We start from the raw sequence: 25,367 nt of genomic DNA on the forward strand, positions 1-25,367 counted from the left end.
CCCCTTGAAACCGCCATGATCTTGGCCGAAACTGGAACGGTAGCGTAACGAATCCTCGGGGTTGCCCTTGCCGCTCGAACTCTCTGCCTCACAGGCTCTCGGCCTCTGGCATGGCGTGACGCTCGCTCAGGTGCGCCGCGAGGATCACGATTTGACGCTGCGGCAGACGGCGATCCTGCTTCAAATCTATCTCGTGCCGCCGCCCCATACCGTGCGTGGCCTTGCTGCAACCCTCGGCGTCACCAAGCCGGTCATCACCCGGGCGCTTGACACCATGGGCGTGATGGGATTGGTCGACCGCGTGCGCGACGATCGCGATCGTCGCAACGTCATCATTAAGCGAACAGTCACCGGCGCGCTCTATCTTGAAAAACTCGGCGATCTCGTCATCGAGCACGGCCGCAAACTGTAACCTCAGGAATTCCGCCATGACGCTCGACCGCCGTCTCAATGCTTTCAGGCCTGATCTCGCAGAGGCTTCTCTCAAGGGCAAGGTCGAGGCCGAGCGCTTCGTCGAGGGCAGCAGCGCACGCATCACAGTACCGGTCATTGCGCTTCGGCCGAAGCCTGATCTTGCCTCGGGCATCGACACCGAGTTGCTAATGGGCGAAGAGGTGACGGTATTCGAACGCCGCGATGGCTGGTGCTGGGTCAAGGCTCTGGCCGACGGTTATGTCGGCTATCTCCCGGAGGCGGCAATCAAGGAAGGCGCAGCCGCGCCGACCCACGTCGTCGTCCCGCAGCGCACCTTCCTCTATCCCGAGCCGGAGCTGCGCAAGCCGCATGCGGCGATCCTTTCCATGGGCAGCCTTGTCGGCGTTACCGGTACTGCAGAGGCGCGGGGCAATCACTATGTCGTCCTGGAGGACGGCACAGCCATCTTCGCCAAGCATGTCCAGCCGATCGGCGAAAACCGGGGCGGCGACTTCGTCGACGTCGCCTTGCGCTTTCTGGAGACGCCCTATCTGTGGGGTGGCCGCTCAGGCCTCGGCATCGATTGCTCCGGCCTCGTGCAGTTGGCGCTGTCGATGACAGGCCGTGCCGCTCCGCGGGATACCGACATGCAGGCCGCCGGCCTCGGCCAGCCGATCGAGCGCGAGGAGCTGAAGCGCGGCGATTTCGTCTTCTGGAAGGGTCATGTCGCAATCATGGAAGATCCGGAAACCATCGTCCACGCCAACGGCCATACCATGACCGTCGCCCGCGAGAATTTCGACGCGGCCATCGAACGGATCGGTTGGCTCTATGAGCGGCCGACGGGCTATCGCCGTTTCATCGACTGATAGCGCTCCGGAACCGTCCTTTCTCTCGCTCGTTATCTTCCTGATCGAGATATCCTATCGAGAGGAGAAAACTCATGCCCATTACGGCCATGGAAAAGACGGTGCGGGATATTCTGTTCGACAATCATCTGCGCAAAAGCGGCAAGATCGACAGGCTTCGTGAGCTGCGCAGCGAGGCTCGGGCTATCCAGCGCGCCGGCAGCGAAAGCTCGATGAGCGCCGATGACGGCCTTCAGGACGATTTGCGCGTGATTGAAAAGGCACTGCACGATCTGGATGCCGATGTCTCGCACAAGGGCGCCGCGACCTTGTAGCCGCGGCTGTTGTCGACGCTTATGGTGCCGATAGTTAAGGCGTGCGAGGGCGCGCGATCCAGATGCCGGCGACGATGACGATGCCGCCAAGCGCCTGCAGCAGCGTAACGTTTTCGCCGAACAGGAACCAGGCGAAAAGGGCGGCTGCGATCGACTCCACGAAAATGACGAGCGAGGAGAAAACGGTCGGCAATCGTCCGAGCGCCACCGAAAGCAGGCCTTGTCCACCGGCGTGGCTGATGAGGCCGAGCGCCAGAAGCACACCCCATCCCGAAATCGATTGCGGCAATATCCGCGGTTCAAAGAAAAAGGCGATGAAGAACAGGATCGTCGCAGTGATGACGCTCAATTCGAAGGTAACGCGTGCTGCGTTTGTCCCGGGGCGAGCGGCACCGACTGCCAGAAAATAAAGGCCGAAGAAGGCGCCGGTGATGATGGCGAGAGCATCGCCGACGGCGCGGTCTGGATTGAACGCCAAGCTCTGGACTACCAGCGCCGTACCGCCGGCAAGGCAGACGAGAAGCCCGAGAAGCGTAGTGCGACCGACCCTTTGCCTCAGCAGGAGCCAGCCGAAGATCACGACCCATAGCGGCGCCATCGTTGCGAAGAAGGTAGCATTGGCGATCGTCGTCCGCATGATCGAGAGATGCCAGAAGAACAGGTCGCCCGTGAAGGCGATGCCGGCGAGGATCGTCGGTATCGTAAAGCTGGCGCGCGGCGCATTGGGCTCCGCGGCTTCGCCATATCGCATCCATATCCAAAGGATCGGTAGCGCCAGGAAGACACGCCAGAAGGCGCTGGCGAACGGTCCGACATCGGCAAGACGCACGAGGCTCGGCGAAATGCTCATGGCCAGTGCGGCCAGAAGCATCGCCACCACGCCAAGAAGAAAACCCTTCGCATCGGCGCCTTCTTCGAGGCTCGGGCTGCGCATATCGTATTCTGTGTCCGGCTGTGACATTCTCGTGCCTTTGCAAGTCAGGTGATTTGTGGCGCAAAGCTAGTACATAGGGAAAGAGGATTTGGCTCCTTTGCGACAAGTTTCATGCAATTTTGTTTCTTCTTTGCGGTAAGGATGTATTGAAATGCGCAAATCCGCCGATCTCGACGAGTTTGACCTCGCGATTCTCGAGATTCTTCAGAAGGACAATACCGTCCCGCAGCGCGAGATCGGCGAACGGGTCAATCTATCGGCGCCGGCCGTGCAGCGGCGCATCAAGCGCATGCAGGAAAGCGGCGTCATTCAGGCCAATATCGCGGTTGTCGATCCGGCAGCGGTGGGCCTGCCGATCACCATCGTCGTCGAGGTGCATATCGCGAACGAGCGCTACGACCTGATCAATGCGATCAAGCGCAGCTTCCTCGAAGCGCCGGAGGTGCAGCAATGCTATGGCGTCACAGGCGAGGCCGATTTCGTGCTCATCATCGTCGTCCCCAGCATGTCCGCCTATGAGGAGGTGGCCCGGCGTCTTTTCTACGACAATCCGAATGTCACCAAGTTCAAGTCGCTTGTGACCATGGACCGGGTGAAGATCGGCTTGTCCCTGCCTCTGGCGAGGGACTAGCGTTTAGCTGTTGGAATGTCTCATCCCGGCCGTTTCGGCCAGTTCGTCACGCCGCCGGTCCAGTCCTCATAGGCTTTGGAAAGCCGGAGTACCAGCAGATCGTCGAAGCGCGGGCCGATGATCTGCATGCCGATCGGCATGCCGGAGCGGGAAAAGCCGCAATTGATCGATGCGGCCGGCTGCTCCGACATGTTCCACGGAACGGTGAAGGCGATGTGCTCGAAAGGCCGCGCCGGGTCGTTGGTGGGCGAAGCCCATTCGGCGGAATAGGAGACGATCGGATTGCTCGGCGAAAGCACGGCATCCACGCCTGCGAAGAGCTTGCCGCAGCTCTTGCGCATCTCGTAGGTCTGGTTGAAGCCGCGAACGGCATCGACGCCGCTGATATCGGCGCCGCCCTTCGCCCAACTATAAATATAGGGCAGGATGCTATTGCGGCGCTCTTCGCTCAATGCTGTCATGTCGCCCCAGAAGCGGGCGCGCCAGAAGGCATCCAGTCCGTCAAGCATCTGTCTGGTCAGCACCGGCGCGACGTCGATGATGATGGCGCCTGCTTCTTCGAAGCGCTTGGCGGCAGCAACGACTGCATCTTGTATCTCGTCCTCGACAGGCAGGCCGCAGCCTGCGTCCAGCATAAGGCCGATCTTCATGCCCCGGACATCGATATCGAGATCCATCCAGTCGATGTTATCAGGCGCCAGGCTGGTGCAGTCGCGCCAGTCGGGCCGCGAGAGCGTCGCCATGGAAAAGGCGGCATCCTCGACTGTTCGGGTCATCGGTCCGGCGCAGCGCCCAAGATAATAGGGATCGATCGGAATACGGCCATTGCTCGGCTTGAAGCCGAAAATGCCGGTCCACCCGGCCGGCAGGCGTATCGAGCCGCCGATATCGGTGCCGATATGCAGCGGTCCATAACCGGCAGCGGCAGCGGCCGATGCGCCGGCGCTGGAGCCGCCCGGATTTTGGCTTGGATCCCAGGGATTGCGGCTAAGCTTGTGAAAGCTCGATAGACCCGAGGACAGCATGCCGTAATCGGGGCAGGTGGTCTTGGCGAAGATCACCGCGCCGTCCTCGCGCATCCGGGCGGCGATCGGCGCGTCCTCGGCGGCAGGAACGAGCTCGACGGCCGCTGTGCCGAGCGGCACCGGCTGACCCTTGGTGGCGATCAGCTCCTTCAGCGTCACCGGAATACCGTCCAGGGTTCCAAGCGGCACACCCTTCGCCCAGCGCTCAGTGGAGGCCGCGGCCTGCTTGCGGGCATCCTCGGGATCATAGGCATAGAGAGCGGCGATCGTTGGCTCCCATGCCTCGATATGCGCTTCGAGCGCGAGCCAGTATTCGCTGGGTGACAGGCTCTTGTCGGCGAACTTGCGCCGGAGGTCTCGGATGGAAAGATCGGTAGGTTCGGTCATGGTCTATACTCTTCATGTCTCAATCAGCGCGTCGCCTCGCGGGGGTCGAGGAGATCGCGCAGCCCGTCGCCGAGCAGGTTGAAGCCGAGAACGGAGAGCGCGATGGCAAGACCCGGCAGGAGCGCGAGCCACGGCGCGAGGTGGAAATAGGTCTGCGCATCGGCGAGCATGCGGCCCCAGGTCGGCGCCGGCGGCGGTACGCTCAAGCCCAGAAAAGCAAGCCCGGCCTCGGTCAGGATCGCAAGGCCGAGCTGGATCGTTGCCTGGACGATGATGCTGCTCATGATGTTCGGCAGGACGTGACGCAGCGTGATGGAAAGTTGCGTATTGCCGATGGCGCGAGCCGCCAGCACATAGTCCCGGCTCCAGGCCTGCAGCGCCGAGCCGAGCGCAACGCGGGCAAAGACCGGCACCATGAAAACGGCAATGGCGACGATGGCCGTCATCCGCCCCGTCCCGAGGAAGGCGCCGAGGATCATGGCTGAAAGGATCGGCGGCAGCGCGAAGATCACATCGCAGGCGCGCATGACGAGCGCCTCGAACAGGCCGCGCTGCGCAGCAGCCGTGACGCCGATGATCGTTCCGAGCGTACCGCCGATCGCAACGGCCGAGACTGAGATCGACAGCGAATTCCAGCAACCGGCCATCAGCATTGACAGGACGTCGTGACCGAGCTGATCTGTGCCGAGAAGCCCGAAGCCAAAAGGCGGCTGCAGCTTGTGGAGGATCTGCATCTTCGCCGGCGGCACCGGCGTCCAGAACAGCGAGACGATGGCGACGCAGACGAGCGCAAGGATGATGACGGCGCCGACGATGAGGTTCATCCGTCGCAGCGCCCGAAACCGGCGACGGGAGGGCTGGGTGGCAGCTCCTGCTTCGATTGATGTCATCGTACTCCTCCGGCGCGCAGTCGGGGATCGATGACGAGATAGGAGAGATCCACCAGGAAGTTCACGACGATAACGAGGCCGGCAAAGAACAACACGACATCCTGAAGTACGATGACATCGCGCTGGCTGAGAGCCTGATAGGCAAGGCGGCCAAGGCCGGGCAGGGTGAAGACGTTCTCGATCAACACGGCGCCGGCGACCAGAAAGGTGAACTGCAGCCCGAGGATGGTCAGCACCGGGACCAGCGCATTCGGCACCACATGCCCCCAGAGCACGCGGCTGCGCGACAGGCCCTTGGCGATCGCCGTGCGGGCAAAATCCTCATGCAGCGTGTCGAGCACGGCCGAGCGCGTCACGCGGGTCAGTACCGCCGCCTGCGGCAGTGCAAGCGCGATCGCGGGCAGCACCAAAGATTTCAATGAGGGCCAGAATCCACTCTCCCAACCGGGAAAGCCGCCCGCCGGCATCCAGCCAAGCGAAGTGGCGAACAGAAGCACCAGCAAGAGGCCGACCCAGAAACCCGGCACGGCAATGCCCATCTGCGAAAACAGCGTGGCGATGATATCGAAAATGCCGCCGCGCCGTGCCGCCGCGGCAACGCCGAGCGGCACGGCAACGAGAACGGAGAGCAAAATGGCAAGGATCGCGAGCGGCAGGGTAACGGTAAGCCGTTCCACAATCAGGCCCGTGACCGGCACGCCATAGGTATAGGACGTGCCGAGGTCGCCCGTCAGCGCGCCGGCAAGCCATTGGCCGTAGCGGACGATCAACGGCTGGTCGAGGCCCATCTCATGTCTGAGTGCCGCAAGCGTTTCCGGTGTCGCCGAGGTGCCGAGCGTGATCGCAGCCTGGTCGCCCGGCAGCAGCGCCATGACGGCAAAGACCAGCAGCGAGACGGCGATCAGCGTCAGCACAAGTCCCAAAATCCGGCGGGTGAGCAGTGCGATCATAGCAAGTCCATGGCCAGGCTAATTCGGCTAAGAATGCGGAGTTGGTGCGGCCTTTGACACCTCCTTCTCCGCGCTGGGGAGAAGGAGGTGGCCGTCGTGCGCGAAAGAAATACCAAGATCATGCCCAATCAAACTGTTGGAGCGGTCAATCTTCCCAGGAGACGTTGGTCAGCACGTTGGATGGGATCGGTTCGTTCCCCCAGAGACCCCTAAGTTTCTTGTCCCAGACGCCGAGCTTCGGCATGACGAAGAGGAAGAGCGCCGGCACATCCTCGGCAAGAATGCTCTGCGCCTCGCCATAAAGCTTGTTCTGCTCGGCGGGATCGGCCGTCAGCTGGATCTTCTTCATGAGATCGTTAAACGCCGGGTTCTTGTAATTGAAGTAATAGGGATCGCGCGAATAGATATCGATATCCAGCGGCTCGGCATGGGCGACGATGGTCATGTCGTAGTTGCGGCCGGTGAAGACGTCCTGCACCCACTTCGCCGGAAATTCCGTCGGCTCGATGTTCATCGTCACGCCGATATCGGCAAACATCGCCTGCATGACCTGTGCGCTGCGCGGCGCATAGGCCATCTGCGGTGTCTTGATGGTGAAGGTGAAACCATTTGGATAGCCGGCTTCGGCAAGCAGCGCCTTGGCCTTGGCGGCGTCATAGGGCAACGTGCCGGTCAGGTCCTTGTAGCCGGGGTCGTTCGGCGTGTAGTGGCTGCCGATCGCGGTGCCTAAGCCGGACCATGCGCCTTCGATGATCGTCTTGCGGTCAAGCGCCATCATCAGGGCCTGACGCACGCGCTTGTCGTCGAAAGGCTTGCGGGTGTTGTTCATGCCGGCCACGACCTTGAGCTCGGTATTGCCGATCTTGCTCGTCAGCCTGGCATCGCCCTCGAAGGAGCTCATGAGCTCCGGCGCGGCGAATTCCGGAAAGGCATCGACATCGCCGGCTTTCAGCGCGGCGGCCTCCGCCTGCGGATCGGCGATGAAGCGGAAGGTTACCTTCTCAAGCTTCACGTCGACCGACTTGTTCCAGTAATCCGGGTTCTTGACCAGGTCGACATGGTCGCCCTTCGTCCAGGAGGAGAATTTGAACGGGCCGGTGCCGACGGGCGTCGTCTTGTCATTGGCGGAGGACTTCGGCCCGACCATGACCGAAGAGGGCCAGCCGAGCCAATAGAGCAGGCTGCCGGTCGGCGAGGAAAGATGCAGTACCAGCGTTTCCGCGTCCGGCGTGTCGATCGAGGCAATGGTCGAAAAGAAGCGCTTCTGCGGATTGACGGAATCGGCGCCGCGGGCGCGATCGAGCGTGAACTTGGCGGCGGCGGAATCGAAGGTCTCGCCGTCGTGGAATTTCACGCCGGTCTGCAGCTTGAATGTATAGGTGAGGCCATCAGGCGAAATCTCCCAACTCTTGGCGAGCTGCGGTACGATCTTGCCGTTTTCGTCGATCGCAACCAGCCCTTCGAAGATGTTCTGCCATGTGACCTGGCCGATCGCGACGGGAGCGGCGATCGTCGGATCGAGGCCCGTCGGCTCGACGCTCATGCCGAGATTGAGCGTCGTCTTCGCGGCTTCGGCCGGTGCGAGGCCCATCATCAGCAGGCCGGCGGAAACTGCGGCGCCATAGGCAAGCCGGCGCGCGACGTCGCCCAGGCTCGGGCGTGAAAACTTGGTCATGTCGGTTCCCTTGCTTTTTTGCCCGCATGTCCGGCTTCCCTCCGGCCTGCGGTCTTTTTCAGGATAGTGTCATCTCATAGGCGCACACACAATTCCGAAAATGTGTGCTCAGTGTAGCCGAAACCGTTACACTGGTTTGATCTTCTACTGTGTTTCGCTCAATCCTGCCTCCCCTTGGCGGAAAGTTGCTGGCGCATGAAGCGCTCGATGAAATCGAGCAGTTTGCCGGCCGCGAAGGAGAGCTGGCGATCGGGTGCGACGCAGAGATCGACCGGCGTCCGTACCCCCATGCCGCCCGCAACGGGCCGCGCGACGAGCTGCCCCGCCTCGATCTCCCTTTGAACTGTGAGTGCCGGCAGCATGGTGATTGCCGCGCCACGCAGCACCAGTTCCTTCTGCATTTCCAGCGAGCCAGTCTCAAAGACTGGATCGAGCCTCAGCCCCGCACGTTCGAACAACGCGTCGAAGGCCTGCCTTGCGCCGAAGGAGCGATCGGGGACGGCGAGCGGGTGTGCAGAGATTTCCGCAAGCGTGATCTCGCTGGCGGCAGCAAGCGGATGAGAGGCGGCGGCGATGACATCATAGATCAGCTCGGAACGCAGGCGTACCTTTGTGCCGGAAAGCGGCGGGGCAAACAGCGTTACCGCAATATCGGCCTCGGCATTGTTGACGGCTTCGATGGCGCCGCGGGCGCTGGTGATGGTCACGTCGAACCGCAGGCGCGGATAGCGCAGGCTAAACTCGGCAAGCGCCGGCGCGAGGATATTGGCGACCGACGCGCCGTTGGCATAGATGCTGACGGTCCCGCGCTGCAGGCCCTTCAGGTCTTCGATCAGCTGGTGAACGTGGTCGAGCTCGCGCAGCGTCCGGCCGGCGCGTTCCGCCAGCAATTCGCCGGCAGCCGTCAATTTGATGCCGCGGGCACTGCGTTCGACCAGCTGCGTGCCGAAGTGATATTCGAGGTTCTCGATCTGCCGGCTGATCGCCGTCGGCGCCACGTTGAGGTTTTCGGCCGCTTGCCGCATCGAATTGGTGCGGACTAACTCGTCGAAATAGATCAGCGCGCGAATCTGCATGCGAGGGATCTCCGGCTTCAAGCGGCGGGCTTGGCGAAGCGATCCCGCCACGCCGCTTGTCCACCTTCGACCGGCAGTGCCGTTGCCTCGTAGACGCCGCGGGCGATGGCACGCGCCATGACGATGGTGGCTAGATGGCAGAGCTCCATGAAACCAGGCATGTCGTCCCGGGCGTGCTTGCCGGTAGACGCCGCAAACACGGTATCGCCATCGAGCGGCAGGTGTGTCGGCAAAAGCGCCCGGGCAAAACCGTCATGGGTGCAGATGGAGAGGCGGTGCGCCTCCGCCTTGGTCAGCTGAGCATCGGTGACGACGGCGCCGATGGTCGTGGCGGTGATGTTGGTGCCCTTCAGTCGCAGGCGGGAATCGATCGCCTCAGGCATGCCGAGGCCACCGAATTCGCTGTTCTCCTCGAAGGGCGCCGCCCAGAAATGCGGACCGTCGCCGATGGTGGCGGAACCGAGCGCATTGACGGCGACGATGGCGGCGATCCTGTATCCCCTACTGCTGACGGCGCTCGCCGAGCCGAGGCCGCCCTTGACTGTTGCCGTCGTGGCGCCGGTGCCGGCGCCGATGCTTCCAAGCGCAAACGGTCCTTTATTGGCGGCCTTGAAGGCAGCATATCCCATATCGCGATAGGGGGAGTGCAATCCCCAATCCTTGTTGCCGCCGTTGATGAGATCGAACAGGATCGCCTGCGGCACGATCGGCACCAGCGCGCTGCCGACCTGAAGGCCGCGTCCGATCTCCCGCAAGCCTGCCTGCACCCCTCCTGCCGCATCGAGGCCGAAGGCCGAACCGCCGGAAAGAACGAGAGCATCCACCGTACCAACAGTCATCGCCGGGTCCAATAGCGCCGTATCCCGCCCGCTTGGCGCGCCGCCGAGAACAGCGCAGGAGGCGATAGCCGGCTCATCGAAGATGATGGCAGTGACGCCGGAACCGAGTGCAAGATCGGTAGAGTGACCGACGGCGACGCCTTCGACGTCGGTCAGGAGATTGAGGAGATCAGCCAATGAAAAATCCTTCGCCGTTTACAACGCGAGGTCGTCATGGCGATAGGACCGTAAAGAGGGGGAAAAGACAAGATAGGTGGTTGAGGTCTTTGGGGCCGGCGCTCGTGGTTCGAGGCTTCGGCCTTCAGCCTGCGCGCCTCACCATGAGGGCGGAGAGAGTGCGGCGAATCGACGAAATGTCGACTGGCGGGCTTAGCGCGAAAGACTAGCCCTCATGGTGAGGAGGCCCGAAGGGCCGTCTCGAACCACGAGGGCGGGTGATTTTGTAATGCGAAAATAGAGGTGATCCGACCCATCAAACATGGATCGGTTTTGCCTGTTGGCGGGAGAGAAGGTCGCGTATTGCCAGCTTCACTTCGTCCGCATTTCTGAAATGCTGCTCGTCTAGATCATGGACATGATATTTTACAGCGATGAACTTGAGCCGATCCTGGTCAGGAACGACGATACCGACGGGAACGCCGGCGTATTCGATGACTTGCTTCTTCATAAATAGACTCCCTCTGCGCACGCACGGCGCAGACATGGCGAATTGACTGTTTGATTCCGGTAGGGAGGACGAACGTCACATTCGACAGCACGGGCGGGAGAGCGCGCCCGAACGGTCATTGCCAAGCACGGACCGCCCAAGGATCGAAGCGATGACTTTTCTATTCAGCATGTCACTTCCTCAATTGGCGTTGTACTTGCTAGGGGCCCCAGTAGCGGAGCACCGTGATTGGTGCACTATTATCCACTACATTAGTAGATAATAGCAATTGCATCCTCAGAAACATATTCCGAAAGATGTCAAAATGTCGACGATCGGGAAAATAAAATTTCCAGCCTGGCGGATTGCGGGGAAGGTTGTCTTAAAACCTTCGTATTGCTACCCGTGTCGGTGTGGCTCGCCGATCACCGAGTGACAGATAGGAACTGGCGCGAGATTCGACAATGCCCCGGCAGCGTTAAAATTCGTGCGCCGCTAAAACACCTCAATGGTTAACGGCGTGACGAGAACGTCAAAATCCATCCTCAAGCACCCTTTCCAGGGCCTTCACGAAGAAATCGGCGCTCTCGGCTGCGAGGCATAGTGGCGGCTTGATCTTCAACACATTCAAGTGATCGCCGGTCGGCTGCATGATGACCCCGAGATCGAGCAGATGCTCGCAGATTGCAGCCGTTTCTTCGGTCGCCGGCGTCAGGCTTTCGCGGTCGCGCACGAATTCCACGCCGAGATAAAGCCCCGTGCCATGCACGGCACCGATCAGCGGGAAGCGATCCATGAGAGCAATCAGCCCAGCCTTCAGCCGGTCGCCGACGACGCGGGCATTTTCCTGCAGATTCTCGTCCTTGAGAATGTCGAGAACGGTGAGGCCGACGACGCAGCTGACCGGGCTGCCGCCGGCCGACGAGAAGAAATAACCTTCCTTTTCCAGCGATTCGGCGATCTCGCGGCGGGTGATGACGGCGCCAAGCGGATGACCGTTGCCCATGCCCTTGGCGATGGTGATGATATCGGGCACGACGCCCTGGGTTTCAAAGCCCCAGAAATGCTCACCGAGCCGGCCGTAGCCGACCTGCACTTCGTCGGCGATGCAAAGGCCGCCGCGCTGGCGCACCGCATCATAGACGCCGGCGAGATAGCCATGCGGCAGCGCGATGCCGCCGGCATTGCCATAGACCGGTTCGGCGATGAAGCCGGCAAGGCCATTACCCTTTTCGTCGATCGCCTGCAACTTCGCCATGACGTCGTTGAGATAGTCGATCGCGGAATCCGGGCCGCGAAACGGCCCGCGATAGGTGTTCGGCGAGAGGACGGGATGCACCCAATCCGGCCTCGTCGTCAGCGCCTGCGGATTGTCGGCGATCGAGGTGGAGACCGCGTCGCTCGCAACCGTCCAGCCATGATAGGCCTCCAGCAGGCAGAGCATGTTCCTCTTGGTCGTGTGCGCCCAGGCAAGGCGGATCGCCAGATCATTGGCTTCCGAACCGCTATTGACGAGGAAGACGCTGTCGAGACCTTCCGGCGCCAGCGTTGCCAGCCGCTCGGAGAATTCGGCAACGGCTGCATAATGGAAGCGGGAGTTGGTATTGAGGCGAGACCATTGCTGGGCGACCGCTGCCGTCAGGCGCGGATGGGCGTGGCCGAGGGTCGTGACGTTGTTGACCATATCGAGGTAGCAGCGCCCCTGCATGTCGAACAGGAATTCGCGCCAGCCGCGCTCGATCTGCGGCGGGAACTCGTAATAGTGCTTCTGCGGCTTGGCGAAGCGGGCATTGCGCAGAGAAAGCAGCGCGGAGGCGTCCGGCCGCGGCGCCTCGCAGGCCGGATTGAGGAGAGCGGCGGGCGAGGGGGAGACGGCCGACCATCCCTCCGCCTGATCCGCCGTCGCAAAAAGCGGCGGCACGAGGCCGGGCACGCGGCAAAGCTGGATGCGCAATCCTCCGATCGCCGAACCCTCGCTGCCGATCGTCCCCATTGTTGCGCCTTGCTCGATGGCCGCTCCGTCCTCGAGAGCACTCTCGATACCGTCGAGATGCAGGCTGATTTCTTCACCGACCAGCACGAAATGCTGGCCCTGCCGTTGCAGCAGGCCAGAAAAAGGCGCGGCGACAGTGGCGCCCGCCGGCAGGCAGATATCGCAATGCAGGGCGAAATTCTGCGGCGGCGCCATATTGAGCGGGGCGGCGAGAGACAGGCGGAATTCGCCGTAGCGGGTCGCCGCAGCTCCGGAGGCGATTGCCGTCTGGGCAAGCAGCCGCCAGTCCATATCCGGCTTCTGCCAGTTGCCGTCCATGAAGTCAGGCCCGGTGACGGAAAGATCGATGGCGGCAATCTGCGAGGGGTCTATGTCGGGCAGCAACGGCGACCAGCCGTCGGTCACCACTGGCGCGACATCGAAACCGATCGCTTTGAGGATCGCTGCTTCCATGACGTCCGGCTGCGCCTCGGTTGCAACATTGAAGATTTCGCGTTCGAAATCGAGATTGCCGCGCACATAGTCGTTGTCGGGGTCGATGGCGAGCTGCTGCTCGGTGCTGGCGGTGAGGATGACGGCCCGCGCGACGATCAGCGGCCACAGGGCCTTGGCTTCGACTTCCTCCAGAGGATAGATCGCATGATAGGCCTTGATCGCCGGAAGAATATGGAAGGGGTTGCCGCCCGCGTGATGTAGCAGCGATGCACAGGTGACGGCGAGATCGCCCACCAGCCAGCCCTGGATGATATCGCCGAAGTCGATGACGCCATCGGGCACGAGCTGTCCATGCGCATCGGGATGGCTGACGACATTGTCGTCGGTGACATCGTGATGCACCGGTTGAACGCGCAATTGGCTGGCAAGCGGCTGGATGCGCTTGACGGCGGCGACCATCGCCTTGGCGATTCGGTCGCGCGCCTCGTGATCGGTTATGGCCGACAGCAGCTGCACGGCGACCGGTCCTGCCCGTCGCAGGTCCCATTGCAGGCTGCGGTGCAGGCCGGGATGATCGAAATCGGCAAGGTCGCGCGCCAGCCGCGCCGAAAGCGCGCCGAGCCCGGCCACCGAAGCCGGCGGCAGGTAGTTGCGCCGCGTCAGCGTCTGGCCGGGGAGAAAACGGAGCAGCCGGATGAGGTAATCCTGCTCGCGAAGGGTAATGGCGAGGATATCGCGGCCATTCAGTGAGGGTATGACCTCGGGCACGCGCGGCGCATCCGGCTTGGCATGCAGATAGCGGATGGCGGCGTTCTGTGCTTCCAGCTCGACCAGCTCGTATTCGGTCCGGCAGATCTTCAGCACATAGGCATTGTCGCCGGCATCGATGCGATAGTTGCGGTCCTGCTGGCTGCCGAGCTCGGTCAGCGTCCCGCTCAGACCGTAATGCATCTGCAGGATCTCGGCAGCCTCCTCCGGTGTCACGTCCGGTCTCGGCAGTTGCATACGGTTCACGAGCGTGGCGTCGGCCATGGCATCCCCCGGATGGTTCATTCGCATCGACACTAAACCATTCCATCCTAAAGAAAATTACCCAAAACAGATAGGGTAGTCGAGCGGCGAGGAGGAAGATAGGCCGCAGAATGCAGCCGGCTAGGCATAGCAGCCTATTCGACCTCGATGGAATAGCTGCAACCGGCAAGCGTCTTGCCCGGATGAGTATCGACAGTGGAGACGTTGAGCGAGATGCGTGTTTCCAGCACGGTGTCCGAATTTTCCTGCTGGTCCTTGCGCGACAGGATGACCTTCTCGCCGAGAAACTTGTTCGGTTGGTCGACCGACGCTGTCACGCCAAGCTGTTTGGCGAGTGGATGCGGATCTGCCTCGTCGAGCACGGCAAGCGGTCCGGTGGAGGCGAAGACGATCCTGTTCGTCTGCCGCCCGAAAACGGTCATGGGTATCGAAAGCTGGAATTCGCGCAGCAACGGATTGTCCGATGGCAGCTCGGCAATGCCGAATAGTTTCATGGCTGTGGCGCGTTCCGGCCCGGTCAGCCATAGGGCGAAATTGTTGTAACTCGGCACGTCATAGGTCGCGCATTCGATCAGCTTGGCGAGATCGATCTTGGACGGATCCTGTTCCGACGTTTCGGCATGGGATGCCGGCGCAGATAGCAGGAGCGCCGCCAGCAGCAGCGCACCATTGCGGTAGAATGACATGTCCTCTCCTCAATCTCCGGGCGATTCGACAGTTGTAATATCAAATCGCGCTTCGAAGCGAAAAGGGAAGGAAGACGGCCGAAACCGAACCTCGGCGTCTCACCCCATGCGCTCGGAGGCATAGGAGCCCGGGCTTGCCGGGAAGACGATGGTGCGGTTGCCGTTGAGGAAGGTGCGGTAGTGGATATGCGCATGGATGGCGCGGGCGAGTACCTGGCTCTCGACATCACGGCCAATCGACACATAATCCTCGGCCGACTGCGCATGCGTGATGCGCGCCGTGTCCTGCTCGATGATCGGACCCTCGTCGAGATCGGCCGTCACATAATGCGCCGTCGCCCCGATCAGCTTCACCCCGCGCTCATAGGCCTGCTTGTAGGGATTGGCTCCCTTGAAGGACGGCAGGAAGGAATGGTGGATGTTGATGATCCGCCCAGACATTTTTCGGCACAGCGCATCCGACAGAACCTGCATGTAGCGGGCCAGCACCACAAGCTCGGTGCCGGTCTGCTCGACCAGATCCAGCAGCTGGGCTTCCGCCTGCGGCTTGTTGTCCTTCGTCACCTTGATGTGGTGGAAGGGGATATCGTGATTGACCACCACTTTCTGGTAATCGAAATGGTTGGAGACGACGCCGACGATGTCGATCGGCAAAGCACCGATCTTCCAGCGATAGAGCAGGTCGTTGAGGCAGTGGCCGAAGCGCGACACCATCAGCAACACCTTCATGCGCTTCTTCTCGTCATGGATCTCCGAAACCATGGCGAACTTTTCCGCGATCGGCTTGAAGCCTTCGATGAGCGCTGCCTGGCCGACACCTTCCTCTGAGATGAAGGAGACGCGCATGAAGAACATGCCGGTGTCGAGGTCATCGAACTGGCTGGAATCGACGATGTTGCAGCCCTCACCGGCCAGATAGTTCGAGATCGCCGCAACAATCCCACGCGTCGATTGGCACGTCACTGTCAATACATAGCTCGTCATGTCTCTTCTCTTCATATCCCGAGGATGTCCGCCTGCTTAGATGAAATCGGAGGTCTGGGAAATACCTCCCCCCAGCCATGTTTCGACGGATATTTAGGCAGGATGGCAGGCAAAAAGCCGTTCCCGTTGCGTCTTCGAACGGCGCATCCCCGCCTCAGCCGCTGGTTGCCAGCGAAAGCTTTTGCGGCCGCTTTGCCAGGGCTCCCTCGTTGAATTTCAGGAATCCAACAAGAAGCCAGACGAGTCCGGCGGTCTTCATGGAGAAGATGGCCGTGGAGCCGATCATCAGATTGAGGAACAGGAAGAGGGAAAGCGCATGACCGAGGCGTCGCTGATTGACCGTTTCGCCGCCCGGATAGAGCGAGGCATAGAGCCAGAACAGGATCAGGCCGAAGATGGTGGCGCCATAGATGATGTAGACGTATCCGCTGTCGAAGAAGATGCCGACCTGATCGAGCTGCAGGCCGATGGTGCTCTGCAGGTCCATGCCGAGGAAAGCCTTTACCGTGCCATTGATGCGCCCGACGAAATTATCGCCCGTCACGGTCGGCTTGAGCGCGTGAATGACGAAACCGACAATGATGATCCCGGGCATCGTCAGCAGATCCAGCGCCTTCGGAAGCCAGGGATAGATGAAATAGCCTGCGACGCAGATGAGGCTGAAGATCAGCATCGTGCGCGTGTCGTTCGTCAGCAGGATCAGCACGACCGTCGAGAAAAACAGCAGTCGCTCCAGCAACCCGAGACGATTGGAAAAGCTGATCAGATACAGCACCATGACGCCGCAGAAATTGGCGAGCGAGACCTGCTCCAGGAAGATGGATGACGACCGGTGATCGATCAGGCCGAAGGAAAATCGGCCCTCGAAACCGAGTGCGCCGCGAAACAGGCCAAGATCGCTGTAGGTGGCCGGCGGCACGCCGCGCGTGTTCTGGAAATATTCGGCCGGATGAAACAGCGCGACATATTGCTTTACGGACACGATTTCCAGGACAAGCACGGCAAGCACGATGAAGCATGAAATCTTGAAGGCAAGCTTGACAGTGCGCTCGTTAGCCAGCCGCCCCATGATCGAAAAGGCGAAGATGATCATCACGTTGCGGAGATGGTCGATATAGGCCTGCTTGTTGATGGCGATGACAAAAACCGTCAGCACGATGGTCAGCAGCAGGTAAAGGAGCGGCGCTATGTCCTCTTCATATATACCTTTCGTCAGCAGGTAGGTGAAAGCGGCGACCTGCAGCAGAACTTCGGACAGCACGACGGAGCTCGGCGTCAGCGGCGTGATATTGTGATTGATGAAGGCAAGGATGCAGTTATAGCAGACCGCAAGCAGCGAAATCGTGAGAATGACGAAATTGATCGGCTGCTTTTCGCCTGAACGTTGCATGAGATATCCGAGGTCGTGGCGTCTTCACTGGCCGCGGCAACATATCAGCCCGATGATTCGCGACAAAGAGCCGGCTCTCCGTTACCGGTCATTTCGCAGGCTTGACCAGCGCGCATGAAGGCGCCAGCGACACCTTTCGGCTCAGGCCTTCGGCGAGAACCTTCATCTGCGGTTTGTCGCGGCCGTTGTGGGGCTGGACGTTGAGCGGCTCTTCCGGCGGCCACCAGTCGCCAGCGGCCCAGTAGGTCCAGCCGAGCCACACGTCGCCGTTGGCGTTCATGATGTCGAGAACCTGCTTGAGACCGTCGAGGCAACCATCATTGGCGGCGACGCCGAACTCACCGAGGAATCCGCGCTTCCCGTTCTTGCGCAGCCAGTCGGTGACGTCGTTCATGCCCTTCACGGCATTGTCGGTGCCGTCGCAGACCGGGTGCGTGCCGGAGCTGTCCGAATCCAGATACTGGTGGAATTCGAAGGCGTAGAAATCGATCGGGTCCTTGACGCCGAGCATCACGGTGCCGTTTGCGCCACCGCCAAGCACATCGGCGGACCAGCTGTGTGCGCCGGTCCAGTTCGTGCCCGGCACGAGAATGAGATTGCGCGCGCCGACGGTGCGGATGCTGCGGATCGCGGTATTGGCAAGTTCGAGCCAGTCGGGAGCCTTGATATCGTGCGGCTCATTCATCAGGCCGAAGGCGACGCCCTTCCGATTGGCGAATTCGACTGCAAGCCGCGCCCAGAAATCGCCGAAGGCAAGATCGGTCGCGGGAGCCTGTTTGAGCTGGGTCTTGTCGTAATAGGCGTAATTGTGCGGATCGAGAACGACCGCCATTCCATGTTTCTGGATGAGGTCGACGGCATCCTTCAGCCGCTGCAGTTCGTCGCCATCGAGGGGCGCTCCGAGCACGGGCTGCAGCCGTTCCCATCGGAAGGGCAGGCGGATCGTATTCATGCCTTTTTCCGCGAAATAGCGCACGGTCTGCTCGGACGGATATGTGTAATTGACATTCACGGCCCCGCCACGCTCGCCATATTCCGCGCCGGACAGATTGACGCCGCGATAGCATAGCTGCTGCGCCGCGAGGGAGCTCTCCGCCTGCGCCGTGAAAGCGAGCATGACCGTGGCGGCCAGCAGGCGTCGCAGAGTTTTCGTCATCGATGCGGTCATTGCATGGCCCTGCCTTCCGTGCGGGTGTGGCTTTTCATAGGGATGATGGTGTTGAGCAATGATGAAGGGATGGATCCTGCTTGCGCCCGCCACGCGATTTCCTGAGAGCGTCCTTAATGTTCCGTTAGCCAAACGTTTCTAAACTTCGGGTACCTGCTGCGTGGAATGCGCCTGCGGAGCATTGAAAGTCTGCCATGAGCTCAATGGAACGAAGCAAGAGATCGGACCGACTTGCGGGTTGGCGCGATACCGAGCCGTCTGACATACGGCGCGACGGTATGCGCCTGCGCAGTCCTGTCTTGCGCCCTCGGGATTTCGTCGCCGCTGCCGAGCCTATAGCACATTCCGAGGAGCTTGAGGCGCCTATCGCGGATGCCGTCGTTCCGCAAAGCCCGCCGAAGCGATCCGATGTCGAGGAGCCGGTGGTCCCGCGCCCCGTTGCCGAGCCGGTTGTCGCTGCGGCGATCCCGACCGTCGAGCAGGTTGCGGTTGCTCCGATGTCCGCTGCTGCTCCAGCGGCATCGATACCGGCGGCAAAGTTGCCATTGCTTGATCTTCGATCGGCCATCGCTTCGATCTGGGCGAAGAAGTTTGTGGTTCTTGCCCTGGCGGGTGCCGGCGCCGTTCTGGGCGGCGCGGTCATTCCCCTTATTCCGCAGAAATTCACCGCCGAGACCAGCCTCTATTTCGACCCTCGGCCGGTCGGAGGCTCCGATTCTGCCCAGCAGGCTCCGACGCCACCGGAATTGATCACGACGATGATCGACAGCCAGACGCAGATCCTGTCTTCCGGCAAAGTGCTGGGGGGCGTCGTCGATGCACTGAAACTCGATCAGGATCCGAAATTCAATGGCGGCGCCACCGGCGAGGCAGCAAAATATGTGGCTACCGCCGCCTTGGCGAAAGCCGTGCAGATCGCCCGCGAGTCCAGCACCTACGTCGTCAATGCGAAGGTGACGACGGGCGATCCTCAAAAATCGGCCGAGATCGCCAACCAGCTTGTGACCTCCTTCATGGAGGAAGAAAGCAAGGCGGCTGCGAGCACCTACAAGAACAGCAATACGGCACTCGACTCCCGCCTGGAGGATCTGCGCCAGCTGGTACTGTCAGCCGAAAAGGCAGTCGAAACCTACCGCGCCGACAACGACATGGTGGCCGTCGAAGGCAATCTGATCTCCGACAAACGCCTGACTGCTCTGAACGACCTATTGGTGACGGCCCAGCAGAAGACGATCGAGGCAAGAGCCCGCGCGGACGCCGCCGGCAAGCTCAGCTTTGAAGACGTAGTCTCCAACAATCCGTCCGCAGGCGTGACGTCGACGGCTTTGAGCAGCCTCCGGCAGCAATATGCGACGATGGCGGCCAATGTCGGCAGCCTTCAAAGCCAGCTCGGCGCCCGCCATCCGCGCCTGCTCGCCGCAAAATCGTCGCTGGATAGCCTCGCTGCCGAAATCCGTGCGGAGCTGCAGCGGCAGATGACCTCGGCCCGCGCCGATTACGAGCAGGCACAGAAGGCCGAGCAGGATATCGCCAAGGAACTTGCCGTGCAGAAGGCCTCGCAGGTCAATACCTCAGGCAAGCTTGTCGGCCTGAACGAGCTGCAGCGCAAGGCGACCGCGGCCCGCAATCTCTATGAATCGCTGCTGAAACGGTCCGGTCAGGCGAGCGATGCCCAGGACCTGTCGCAGAGCAATATCCGCGTGATCTCGGAGGCGGAACCGCCACTGAAGGCGGATGGGCCGAGCCGCAAGGTGATGATGGTGGCCGGGCTGATCGCCGGCGCAATCTTTGGTGCCGGTCTTGGCATGGCGTTTGCCATTCTCCTCGGCCTGTTTCGGCATCCCGTCATCCGCGGCTATTTCGGCAAGTGATCATCGTCTTACCCTTTCGCATCGTCGGCCTTTTTCAGCATTGAGGATGCAATTGCGCGCCGACTGTTCTAAATGTAAATCGGCGCTGGGGATGATCGGGTCTTGCTAATGGAAGCGCGATACGGTCATTAGGCGTTGTGCGATACTTTGTGAGACAATCTATGCGAGAAAAGCGGTGCGTTGCTCCGATGACTGGCGCCAGGGAAAGCTGATCGATGGTGCCCGCGGATAAACTCGTTCTGCCGTTTCTGGCGTTGCCGCGCTCCACCAAGCGCGCGCTTGCGCTGCTTGTCGATGCCAGCCTGTGCGTGCTGACGGTCTGGTTTGCCTATTGTCTTCGCCTCGACGACTGGGTCATTCTCGAAGGCGTCGAGTGGCTGCCTGCGGTCGTTTCGCTTCTGCTTGCCATTCCGATCTTCATCGTCCTCGGCCTCTACCGCGCCATCTTCCGCTATGCGGGTCTTTCGGCTTTCGTGACGGTCGTAAAGGCTGTGGCGATCTATGCTCTCGCTTTCATGACGATTTTTACCGCGATCAGCGTGCCGGGCGTGCCCCGCACCGTCGGCATATTGCAGCCCTTGCTGCTGCTGATCGCGATCGGCCTGTCGCGCATGTGGACACGTTACTGGCTTGGCAACGCCTATCAGCGCCTTCTCAATCGCAATCAGCTCGCCAAGGTGCTGGTCTATGGCGCCGGCGCGTCAGGGCGTCAGCTTGCGGGCGCCCTTGCCAACAGTGCGGAACTGAACGTCGTCGGCTATCTCGACGACGATCGCAACCTGCATGGCAGCATCATGGGCGGCCTGCCGATCTACGATCCGGCCGATCTGCCGGCGCTCGTGGTCTCGGGCGAGATCAAGGGCGTATTGCTCGCCCTGCCGAATGCCACACGGCAGCGGCGCAACGAAATCCTTGAAGACATGCGCAAGGCTCGCGTCACCGTCCGGACCATGCCAGATCTGACGGCGCTCGCTCAAGGCCGCGTCGCGGTTTCGGATCTGCGCGAGCTTGACATCGAGGACCTGCTCGGTCGCAACGTGATCGCTCCGGACCGCGGCCTGATCGACAAGAATATTCGCGGCAAGGTCGTCATGGTCACCGGTGCCGGCGGTTCGATCGGCAGCGAACTCTGCCGCCAGATCCTGAAGAACGGTCCGTCTGCGCTGCTGCTGATCGAGCAGAGCGAGTTCGCCCTCTATGCCATTCACGGCGAGTTGGAGAAGGCGGCCGCCTCCGCCGGCTATGCCGATGTGCGCATCATTCCCTTTCTGGCTTCCGTCCGTGACGGCCAGCGGATCAGGCAGATCATGCAGGCCTGGCGGCCGAAGACCGTCTATCATGCCGCTGCCTACAAGCATGTGCCGCTCGTTGAATACAATCCCGTCGAAGGCATCCGCAACAATGTGCAGGGAACGCAGATAGCGGCCGAAGCCGCGCGCGATCATGGTGTCGAAAATTTCGTCCTCATCAGCACCGACAAGGCCGTGCGTCCGACCAACATCATGGGCGCCAGCAAGCGGTTGGCGGAAATGGTGCTGCAGGCGATGGACGCCGATCGCAAGCCCGGCACCGACAGTACCAATTTCGCCATGGTGCGCTTCGGCAACGTGCTCGGCTCCTCCGGTTCGGTCGTGCCGCTTTTTCGCCAGCAGATCCGCGATGGCGGCCCGATCACGCTGACGCATCCTGATATCACCCGTTATTTCATGACCATTCCCGAGGCGTCGCAGCTTGTGATCCAGGCGGGCGCGATGTCGGGCGGCGGCGATGTCTTCCTGCTCGATATGGGCGAAGCTGTGCGTATTGCCGATCTCGCGCGGCGAATGGTGGAACTGTCCGGCCTGACCGTGCGGGATGAGGACGAGCCGGATGGCGATATCGAGCTTGAAATCACTGGCCTGCGACCGGGCGAGAAGCTTTTTGAGGAACTGTTGATCGGCGACAACCCGCAGCCGACCAGCCATCCGCGCATCATGCAGGCCAAGGAGGATTTCCTGCCCTGGTCGGAGCTGTCGAAGCGGCTCGCCGCGCTTGAGGCGGCGCTGGATGAAAACGATATCCCCTTGGCCAGAGCCTTACTGCAAAAGCTCGTTTCCGGCTATGCGCCGAGCAGCGAAGTGGTCGATCTGGTCTATCGCGAGCGCGAGACGGATCTGACGGTCGATCAGCCGAACCTCGACAACGTTGCGCAGCTATAGACGCGTATCCGCCGTTAGAGCGGTTCAGCTTTTCACGGAAACTCTGAAACGCTCTAGCTCCTTGTTTTCACGCAATTTCGGACGGAAAACCGCTGCGCACTTTTCCTGGAATTGCTCTAGGCGGCCGCTCTTCAGGCTTGCCTTCGCCAAGCTTTGATGGCCGCTACTGTTTCACGGTGATGGCGTAGTACCAGCGGCGAAGCTGATCACAGGTGCGGAACCAATGTGCGGTCAGCCGCAACAGGGGCGGGCGCTTTACGGCGCGGTAGTGCACGCGCTTGCCGATTGTGGTGTCTGCGCGGTGCGGGCTGAAGTCGACCAGGTTTTCAAAGGTCGTGAATGTCTCGACGCCGGTCGACCAGCCGCGTTCCAAGGCGACGTCATAGGGAAGAAGCATAGGCTTCAGCGTCGTCAGCAGCTTCTTGGCCGCCTTGCGGTTGACGATATAACAGGCAGCCGACCCCTGAGGACCATGCATGCAGCGGCCGACGACGTCGTTTTCGCTGGTTTCGCAGATCGGCTTGAAGCCGACAAGGCGATGGTTGACGAGTTTGACGAGACGCGCACCCTGGACGCTTTCCATCGCCGCGATCGCACGTGGGATAAGCTTCTCGTTGAGCTCGACGTCGTCTTCCATGATGATCGCCATTTTGTCGCCGCTCGCGACGAATTGTTCAAGCGCGATCAGATGACTGCGGTAGCATCCGTATTCTCCCGGCAGAAGCTTGCGGCCGTTGTGGTAGATGAACGAATGCGGGTAAAAATCGACACGGTCCGTCTCTGCAATGATGCGGCCGTCGACGGCAGGAATGCGCGTGATATGCAGATCGTATTCGACAGCCTGGTTGCACAAGCGCTCCCAGCGATCACGCGAGCGATCGAGATTGATGACATAGATTGAGACCCGCTGAGCGGCATCGTCAGCAATCTCCGGGTCAACAAGAGGCGGGATACGATTTATCTGTTCGAGAATGACTGCTACTCCTTCAAACAGAAATCGCGCCGACAGCAACCAAGATGACAATTTCCATACTATATAACATGCTTATGACTTGTCGCAAACGGCTGACACACGTACGAATTGTATTCGCAGATAAAAGCATTTTTTTTGGTGTAACGTAGCGTGAATGGCCCGCATCGGCGATGCGGAAACTATCCATGACGCGCGATTTTGATCGGGGAACCCGTTGGCGCATGACTGCGGCCCCATTATATCTATAATATGCGGCGTGTGGTCGTTGCGCTCGCATTTGTAAAGGAGCGTAGCAGTTCATGTGGATCAAGTCGAAAATCGTCATTGCTGCCCTGTCCTTTGCGGTCTTGATGCCGGCGGCTGCCTTTGCCGATAACCCGCTCCTGCCCAAGCCATATGTCGCTCCCGTCTATCCTTACAAGGACCTTCCGGGAGTAACTGCGCCGAAAATGGCGGCTGACGAGAAGTTTCAATGTCGCACCGCCACCGTGTACGCAGATTATTTTCACGAAGGCCCGTTCTACCGGGGCCTGCCGCGTCTCGGTTACGTTTGCGAGCAGAATGGCGTCATTTCCGGCAGCACCAGAAAGCCGAACTACCAATATTGGCAGTATAACGGCCCGAATAGATAAGTCGTAGGCATTCTGCCGAATTATGCGGCAGCGCAATCAAAACGAGCGTGGCTTCACGTTTGCCTCTTGTAAGTTTTGTTGGCGATCTGAAAATAAATTTCATGTTTTTGGTTAAATGCGCGAACGTCGTTGACGAATGCGAAAATTTGCCCCAAGGTTACGAAAATAAATTACGTAATGGGAACACAAAAGCATGCGCGTTGGAATCATTGGGCTGGGATTCCGCCTGGGCTATCTGGGCTATGTCTTCAAGGCGATCGACGAGAGCTTCGAGATTGCGGGATATGTTGATCCGGAACCTGCGGGCCTGCCCGGTTTGCTCGAAAAGGGCATCTCTGCCGGAAAAGCCTATGCAACACCCCAGGATCTGATCGCCAACGAAAAGATCGATCTGTTGATGATCGGCTCGCCGAACCACATGCATCTCGATCATATCCGCATTGGCCTCGAGGCCGGCCTCAAGATCTTCTGCGAAAAGCCGATCGTCACGACCATCAAGGATAGCATCGAGCTTGCCCGCCTGATGGCGAAATTCGGCCATGAGCGCCTGAATGTCGGCCTCGTGCTGCGCTATTCGCCGATGTACCGTGATCTCCTCTCAGCCCAGGCCGAGGGAAAGCTCGGCCATGTCGTTTCCATCGAGGCTGCCGAGCACATCGAACCCTATCACGGCGCCTTCTTCATGCGTGACTGGCGCCGCTACGAGCATTATTCGGGCAGCTTCATGCTGGAGAAATGCTGCCACGACCTCGATCTCTATAACGGCGTGGTTGGCGCGCGGCCGGAGCGGGTTGCGAGCTTCGGTGGCCGCAAGAGCTTCATCCCGGAAAATGATCCTGCGCGGGAAGGCATCAACGATCTCGAGCTTTTCCATCGCAAGCCGAGCGGCTGGATGGGGTCGGACAAGGTCTTCGACAGCGATGGCGACATCATCGACTATCAGGTGGCGATCATTGAGTATGCCAATGGTGTCGGCATGAACTTCCACACCAATCTCAACGTGCCGGACCAGTTCCGCCGCTTCGCCATCATGGGCTCGCGCGGCATGGCCGAGGGTGATTTCATTCGCGGTTATTTCAACGTGCATGAAGTGCTCACCGGCAAGAAGGTGATCGATAAGACCTATGCGGCCACCACGCTTTCGCAGCACTATGGCGCCGATGAACAGATGGCCGCCGATATTATCGCACACGTCAAGACGGGCCTGCACCTGCCGGTGTCGACCCAGAATGCGCTGGAAGCCGGCATTCTGGCTCTCTCGATGGACGAGGCGCGCATGAAGCGGACCGTCGTTGATCTCCGGCCCATCTGGGATGAGTTCGACGAAGCGCTTCATTCAAGAGCTGCCTAGGGAG

The 25,367-nt window shown here is 60.6% G+C and carries 22 protein-coding genes; 8 read left to right on the top strand and 14 right to left on the bottom strand.

What is annotated here, in order from left to right; translation table 11 throughout:
• The first annotated feature begins 67 nt into the window (after nucleotides 1-67).
• From GA0061103_RS21105 to GA0061103_RS21115, 3 genes are all read left to right on the top strand, one after another.
• Nucleotides 68-412, top strand: a complete 345-nt coding sequence (locus tag GA0061103_RS21105) for a MarR family transcriptional regulator (RefSeq protein WP_092714672.1) — start codon at nucleotides 68-70, stop codon at nucleotides 410-412.
• A 16-nt stretch (nucleotides 413-428) separates the two neighbouring features.
• Entirely contained in the window at nucleotides 429-1,283 is an 855-nt protein-coding gene (locus GA0061103_RS21110) for a C40 family peptidase (protein WP_092714674.1), read from the top strand.
• A gap of 74 nt (nucleotides 1,284-1,357) precedes the next feature.
• Nucleotides 1,358-1,597, top strand: a complete 240-nt coding sequence (locus tag GA0061103_RS21115) for a hypothetical protein (RefSeq protein WP_092714676.1) — start codon at nucleotides 1,358-1,360, stop codon at nucleotides 1,595-1,597.
• 34 nt (nucleotides 1,598-1,631) lie between these two features.
• Here the strand turns inward: GA0061103_RS21115 and GA0061103_RS21120 are convergent, their stop codons facing one another.
• Nucleotides 1,632-2,531 carry a DMT family transporter gene (locus GA0061103_RS21120; RefSeq protein WP_245304837.1) on the bottom strand — a complete coding sequence of 300 codons (900 nt, stop codon included), beginning with the start codon at nucleotides 2,529-2,531 and terminating at the stop codon, nucleotides 1,632-1,634.
• Nucleotides 2,532-2,682: 151 nt separating this feature from the next.
• On the opposite strand from GA0061103_RS21120, the gene GA0061103_RS21125 reads away from it, so the two are divergent.
• The gene (locus GA0061103_RS21125) at nucleotides 2,683-3,162 is read left to right on the top strand and encodes an Lrp/AsnC family transcriptional regulator (protein ID WP_092714679.1); all 480 of its coding nucleotides are present in this window, start codon (nucleotides 2,683-2,685) and stop codon (nucleotides 3,160-3,162) included.
• A gap of 20 nt (nucleotides 3,163-3,182) precedes the next feature.
• Here GA0061103_RS21125 and GA0061103_RS21130 read toward each other — a convergent pair whose 3' ends face one another.
• From GA0061103_RS21130 to GA0061103_RS21190, 12 genes are all read right to left on the bottom strand, one after another.
• Entirely contained in the window at nucleotides 3,183-4,574 is a 1,392-nt protein-coding gene (locus tag GA0061103_RS21130; protein WP_092714681.1) for an amidase, read from the bottom strand.
• A gap of 23 nt (nucleotides 4,575-4,597) precedes the next feature.
• Nucleotides 4,598-5,464 carry an ABC transporter permease gene (locus tag GA0061103_RS21135; RefSeq protein ID WP_092714683.1) on the bottom strand — a complete coding sequence of 289 codons (867 nt, stop codon included), beginning with the start codon at nucleotides 5,462-5,464 and terminating at the stop codon, nucleotides 4,598-4,600.
• Nucleotides 5,461-6,414: an ABC transporter permease gene (locus GA0061103_RS21140; protein ID WP_092714684.1), complete on the bottom strand. Its 954-nt coding sequence runs from the start codon at nucleotides 6,412-6,414 to the stop codon at nucleotides 5,461-5,463. The genes GA0061103_RS21135 and GA0061103_RS21140 overlap by 4 nt, the downstream gene beginning before the upstream one ends.
• Before the next feature lie 145 nt (nucleotides 6,415-6,559).
• Entirely contained in the window at nucleotides 6,560-8,089 is a 1,530-nt protein-coding gene (locus tag GA0061103_RS21145) for an ABC transporter substrate-binding protein (protein WP_092714686.1), read from the bottom strand.
• A 158-nt stretch (nucleotides 8,090-8,247) separates the two neighbouring features.
• A complete protein-coding gene (locus GA0061103_RS21150) occupies nucleotides 8,248-9,165 on the bottom strand; it encodes a LysR substrate-binding domain-containing protein (protein WP_092714688.1) in 918 nt (305 codons plus the stop codon).
• A 17-nt stretch (nucleotides 9,166-9,182) separates the two neighbouring features.
• The gene (locus GA0061103_RS21155) at nucleotides 9,183-10,181 is read right to left on the bottom strand and encodes a P1 family peptidase (RefSeq protein ID WP_092714690.1); all 999 of its coding nucleotides are present in this window, start codon (nucleotides 10,179-10,181) and stop codon (nucleotides 9,183-9,185) included.
• Nucleotides 10,182-10,476: 295 nt separating this feature from the next.
• The gene (locus GA0061103_RS21165) at nucleotides 10,477-10,671 is read right to left on the bottom strand and encodes a hypothetical protein (protein WP_015338438.1); all 195 of its coding nucleotides are present in this window, start codon (nucleotides 10,669-10,671) and stop codon (nucleotides 10,477-10,479) included.
• A gap of 511 nt (nucleotides 10,672-11,182) precedes the next feature.
• A complete protein-coding gene (locus GA0061103_RS21170; RefSeq protein ID WP_092715160.1) occupies nucleotides 11,183-14,110 on the bottom strand; it encodes an aminotransferase in 2,928 nt (975 codons plus the stop codon).
• 134 nt (nucleotides 14,111-14,244) lie between these two features.
• Nucleotides 14,245-14,796 (bottom strand): hypothetical protein, encoded by a 552-nt coding sequence (locus GA0061103_RS21175; protein WP_092714694.1) that lies wholly within the window; start codon nucleotides 14,794-14,796, stop codon nucleotides 14,245-14,247.
• Between the two features lie 99 nt (nucleotides 14,797-14,895).
• The gene (purU, locus tag GA0061103_RS21180) at nucleotides 14,896-15,780 is read right to left on the bottom strand and encodes a formyltetrahydrofolate deformylase (protein ID WP_092714696.1); all 885 of its coding nucleotides are present in this window, start codon (nucleotides 15,778-15,780) and stop codon (nucleotides 14,896-14,898) included.
• A 154-nt stretch (nucleotides 15,781-15,934) separates the two neighbouring features.
• Complete coding sequence (locus GA0061103_RS21185) at nucleotides 15,935-17,170, bottom strand: hypothetical protein (RefSeq protein ID WP_092714698.1); 1,236 nt, start codon at nucleotides 17,168-17,170, stop codon at nucleotides 15,935-15,937.
• 88 nt (nucleotides 17,171-17,258) lie between these two features.
• Nucleotides 17,259-18,338, bottom strand: coding sequence for a glycoside hydrolase family 5 protein (locus GA0061103_RS21190; protein WP_092714700.1), 1,080 nt, complete (start codon nucleotides 18,336-18,338; stop codon nucleotides 17,259-17,261).
• 194 nt (nucleotides 18,339-18,532) lie between these two features.
• Here GA0061103_RS21190 and GA0061103_RS21195 point away from each other — a divergent pair, with 194 nt between their 5' ends.
• Both GA0061103_RS21195 and GA0061103_RS21200 read left to right on the top strand, forming a co-directional pair.
• A complete protein-coding gene (locus GA0061103_RS21195) occupies nucleotides 18,533-20,209 on the top strand; it encodes a GumC family protein (protein WP_092714702.1) in 1,677 nt (558 codons plus the stop codon).
• Between the two features lie 215 nt (nucleotides 20,210-20,424).
• Nucleotides 20,425-22,407, top strand: a complete 1,983-nt coding sequence (locus tag GA0061103_RS21200; RefSeq protein ID WP_092714704.1) for a polysaccharide biosynthesis protein — start codon at nucleotides 20,425-20,427, stop codon at nucleotides 22,405-22,407.
• 163 nt (nucleotides 22,408-22,570) lie between these two features.
• Here GA0061103_RS21200 and GA0061103_RS21205 read toward each other — a convergent pair whose 3' ends face one another.
• Entirely contained in the window at nucleotides 22,571-23,431 is an 861-nt protein-coding gene (locus tag GA0061103_RS21205; RefSeq protein ID WP_245304838.1) for a glycosyltransferase family 25 protein, read from the bottom strand.
• 248 nt (nucleotides 23,432-23,679) lie between these two features.
• On the opposite strand from GA0061103_RS21205, the gene GA0061103_RS21210 reads away from it, so the two are divergent.
• Together GA0061103_RS21210 and GA0061103_RS21215 are read left to right on the top strand one after the other, a co-directional pair.
• The gene (locus GA0061103_RS21210; RefSeq protein WP_092714706.1) at nucleotides 23,680-24,012 is read left to right on the top strand and encodes a hypothetical protein; all 333 of its coding nucleotides are present in this window, start codon (nucleotides 23,680-23,682) and stop codon (nucleotides 24,010-24,012) included.
• 193 nt (nucleotides 24,013-24,205) lie between these two features.
• Nucleotides 24,206-25,363 carry a Gfo/Idh/MocA family protein gene (locus tag GA0061103_RS21215; RefSeq protein WP_092714708.1) on the top strand — a complete coding sequence of 386 codons (1,158 nt, stop codon included), beginning with the start codon at nucleotides 24,206-24,208 and terminating at the stop codon, nucleotides 25,361-25,363.
• Nucleotides 25,364-25,367: the final 4 nt, after the last annotated feature.

This window comes from Martinezella multihospitum, assembly GCF_900094585.1.
GTDB lineage: Bacteria > Pseudomonadota > Alphaproteobacteria > Rhizobiales > Rhizobiaceae > Rhizobium > Rhizobium multihospitium.

Coding starts and splice junctions, on each gene's coding strand:
- GA0061103_RS21110 (WP_092714674.1), top strand. CDS start 429: ATGACGCTCGACCGCCGTCTCAATGCTTTCAGGCCTGATCTCGCAGAG.
- GA0061103_RS21115 (WP_092714676.1), top strand. CDS start 1,358: ATGCCCATTACGGCCATGGAAAAGACGGTGCGGGATATTCTGTTCGAC.
- GA0061103_RS21120 (WP_245304837.1), bottom strand. CDS start 2,531: ATGCGCAGCCCGAGCCTCGAAGAAGGCGCCGATGCGAAGGGTTTTCTT.
- GA0061103_RS21125 (WP_092714679.1), top strand. CDS start 2,683: ATGCGCAAATCCGCCGATCTCGACGAGTTTGACCTCGCGATTCTCGAG.
- GA0061103_RS21130 (WP_092714681.1), bottom strand. CDS start 4,574: ATGACCGAACCTACCGATCTTTCCATCCGAGACCTCCGGCGCAAGTTC.
- GA0061103_RS21135 (WP_092714683.1), bottom strand. CDS start 5,464: ATGACATCAATCGAAGCAGGAGCTGCCACCCAGCCCTCCCGTCGCCGG.
- GA0061103_RS21140 (WP_092714684.1), bottom strand. CDS start 6,414: ATGATCGCACTGCTCACCCGCCGGATTTTGGGACTTGTGCTGACGCTG.
- GA0061103_RS21145 (WP_092714686.1), bottom strand. CDS start 8,089: ATGACCAAGTTTTCACGCCCGAGCCTGGGCGACGTCGCGCGCCGGCTT.
- GA0061103_RS21150 (WP_092714688.1), bottom strand. CDS start 9,165: ATGCAGATTCGCGCGCTGATCTATTTCGACGAGTTAGTCCGCACCAAT.
- GA0061103_RS21165 (WP_015338438.1), bottom strand. CDS start 10,671: ATGAAGAAGCAAGTCATCGAATACGCCGGCGTTCCCGTCGGTATCGTC.
- GA0061103_RS21170 (WP_092715160.1), bottom strand. CDS start 14,110: ATGGCCGACGCCACGCTCGTGAACCGTATGCAACTGCCGAGACCGGAC.
- GA0061103_RS21175 (WP_092714694.1), bottom strand. CDS start 14,796: ATGTCATTCTACCGCAATGGTGCGCTGCTGCTGGCGGCGCTCCTGCTA.
- purU (WP_092714696.1), bottom strand. CDS start 15,780: ATGACGAGCTATGTATTGACAGTGACGTGCCAATCGACGCGTGGGATT.
- GA0061103_RS21185 (WP_092714698.1), bottom strand. CDS start 17,170: ATGCAACGTTCAGGCGAAAAGCAGCCGATCAATTTCGTCATTCTCACG.
- GA0061103_RS21190 (WP_092714700.1), bottom strand. CDS start 18,338: ATGACCGCATCGATGACGAAAACTCTGCGACGCCTGCTGGCCGCCACG.
- GA0061103_RS21195 (WP_092714702.1), top strand. CDS start 18,533: ATGAGCTCAATGGAACGAAGCAAGAGATCGGACCGACTTGCGGGTTGG.
- GA0061103_RS21200 (WP_092714704.1), top strand. CDS start 20,425: ATGGTGCCCGCGGATAAACTCGTTCTGCCGTTTCTGGCGTTGCCGCGC.
- GA0061103_RS21210 (WP_092714706.1), top strand. CDS start 23,680: ATGTGGATCAAGTCGAAAATCGTCATTGCTGCCCTGTCCTTTGCGGTC.
- GA0061103_RS21215 (WP_092714708.1), top strand. CDS start 24,206: ATGCGCGTTGGAATCATTGGGCTGGGATTCCGCCTGGGCTATCTGGGC.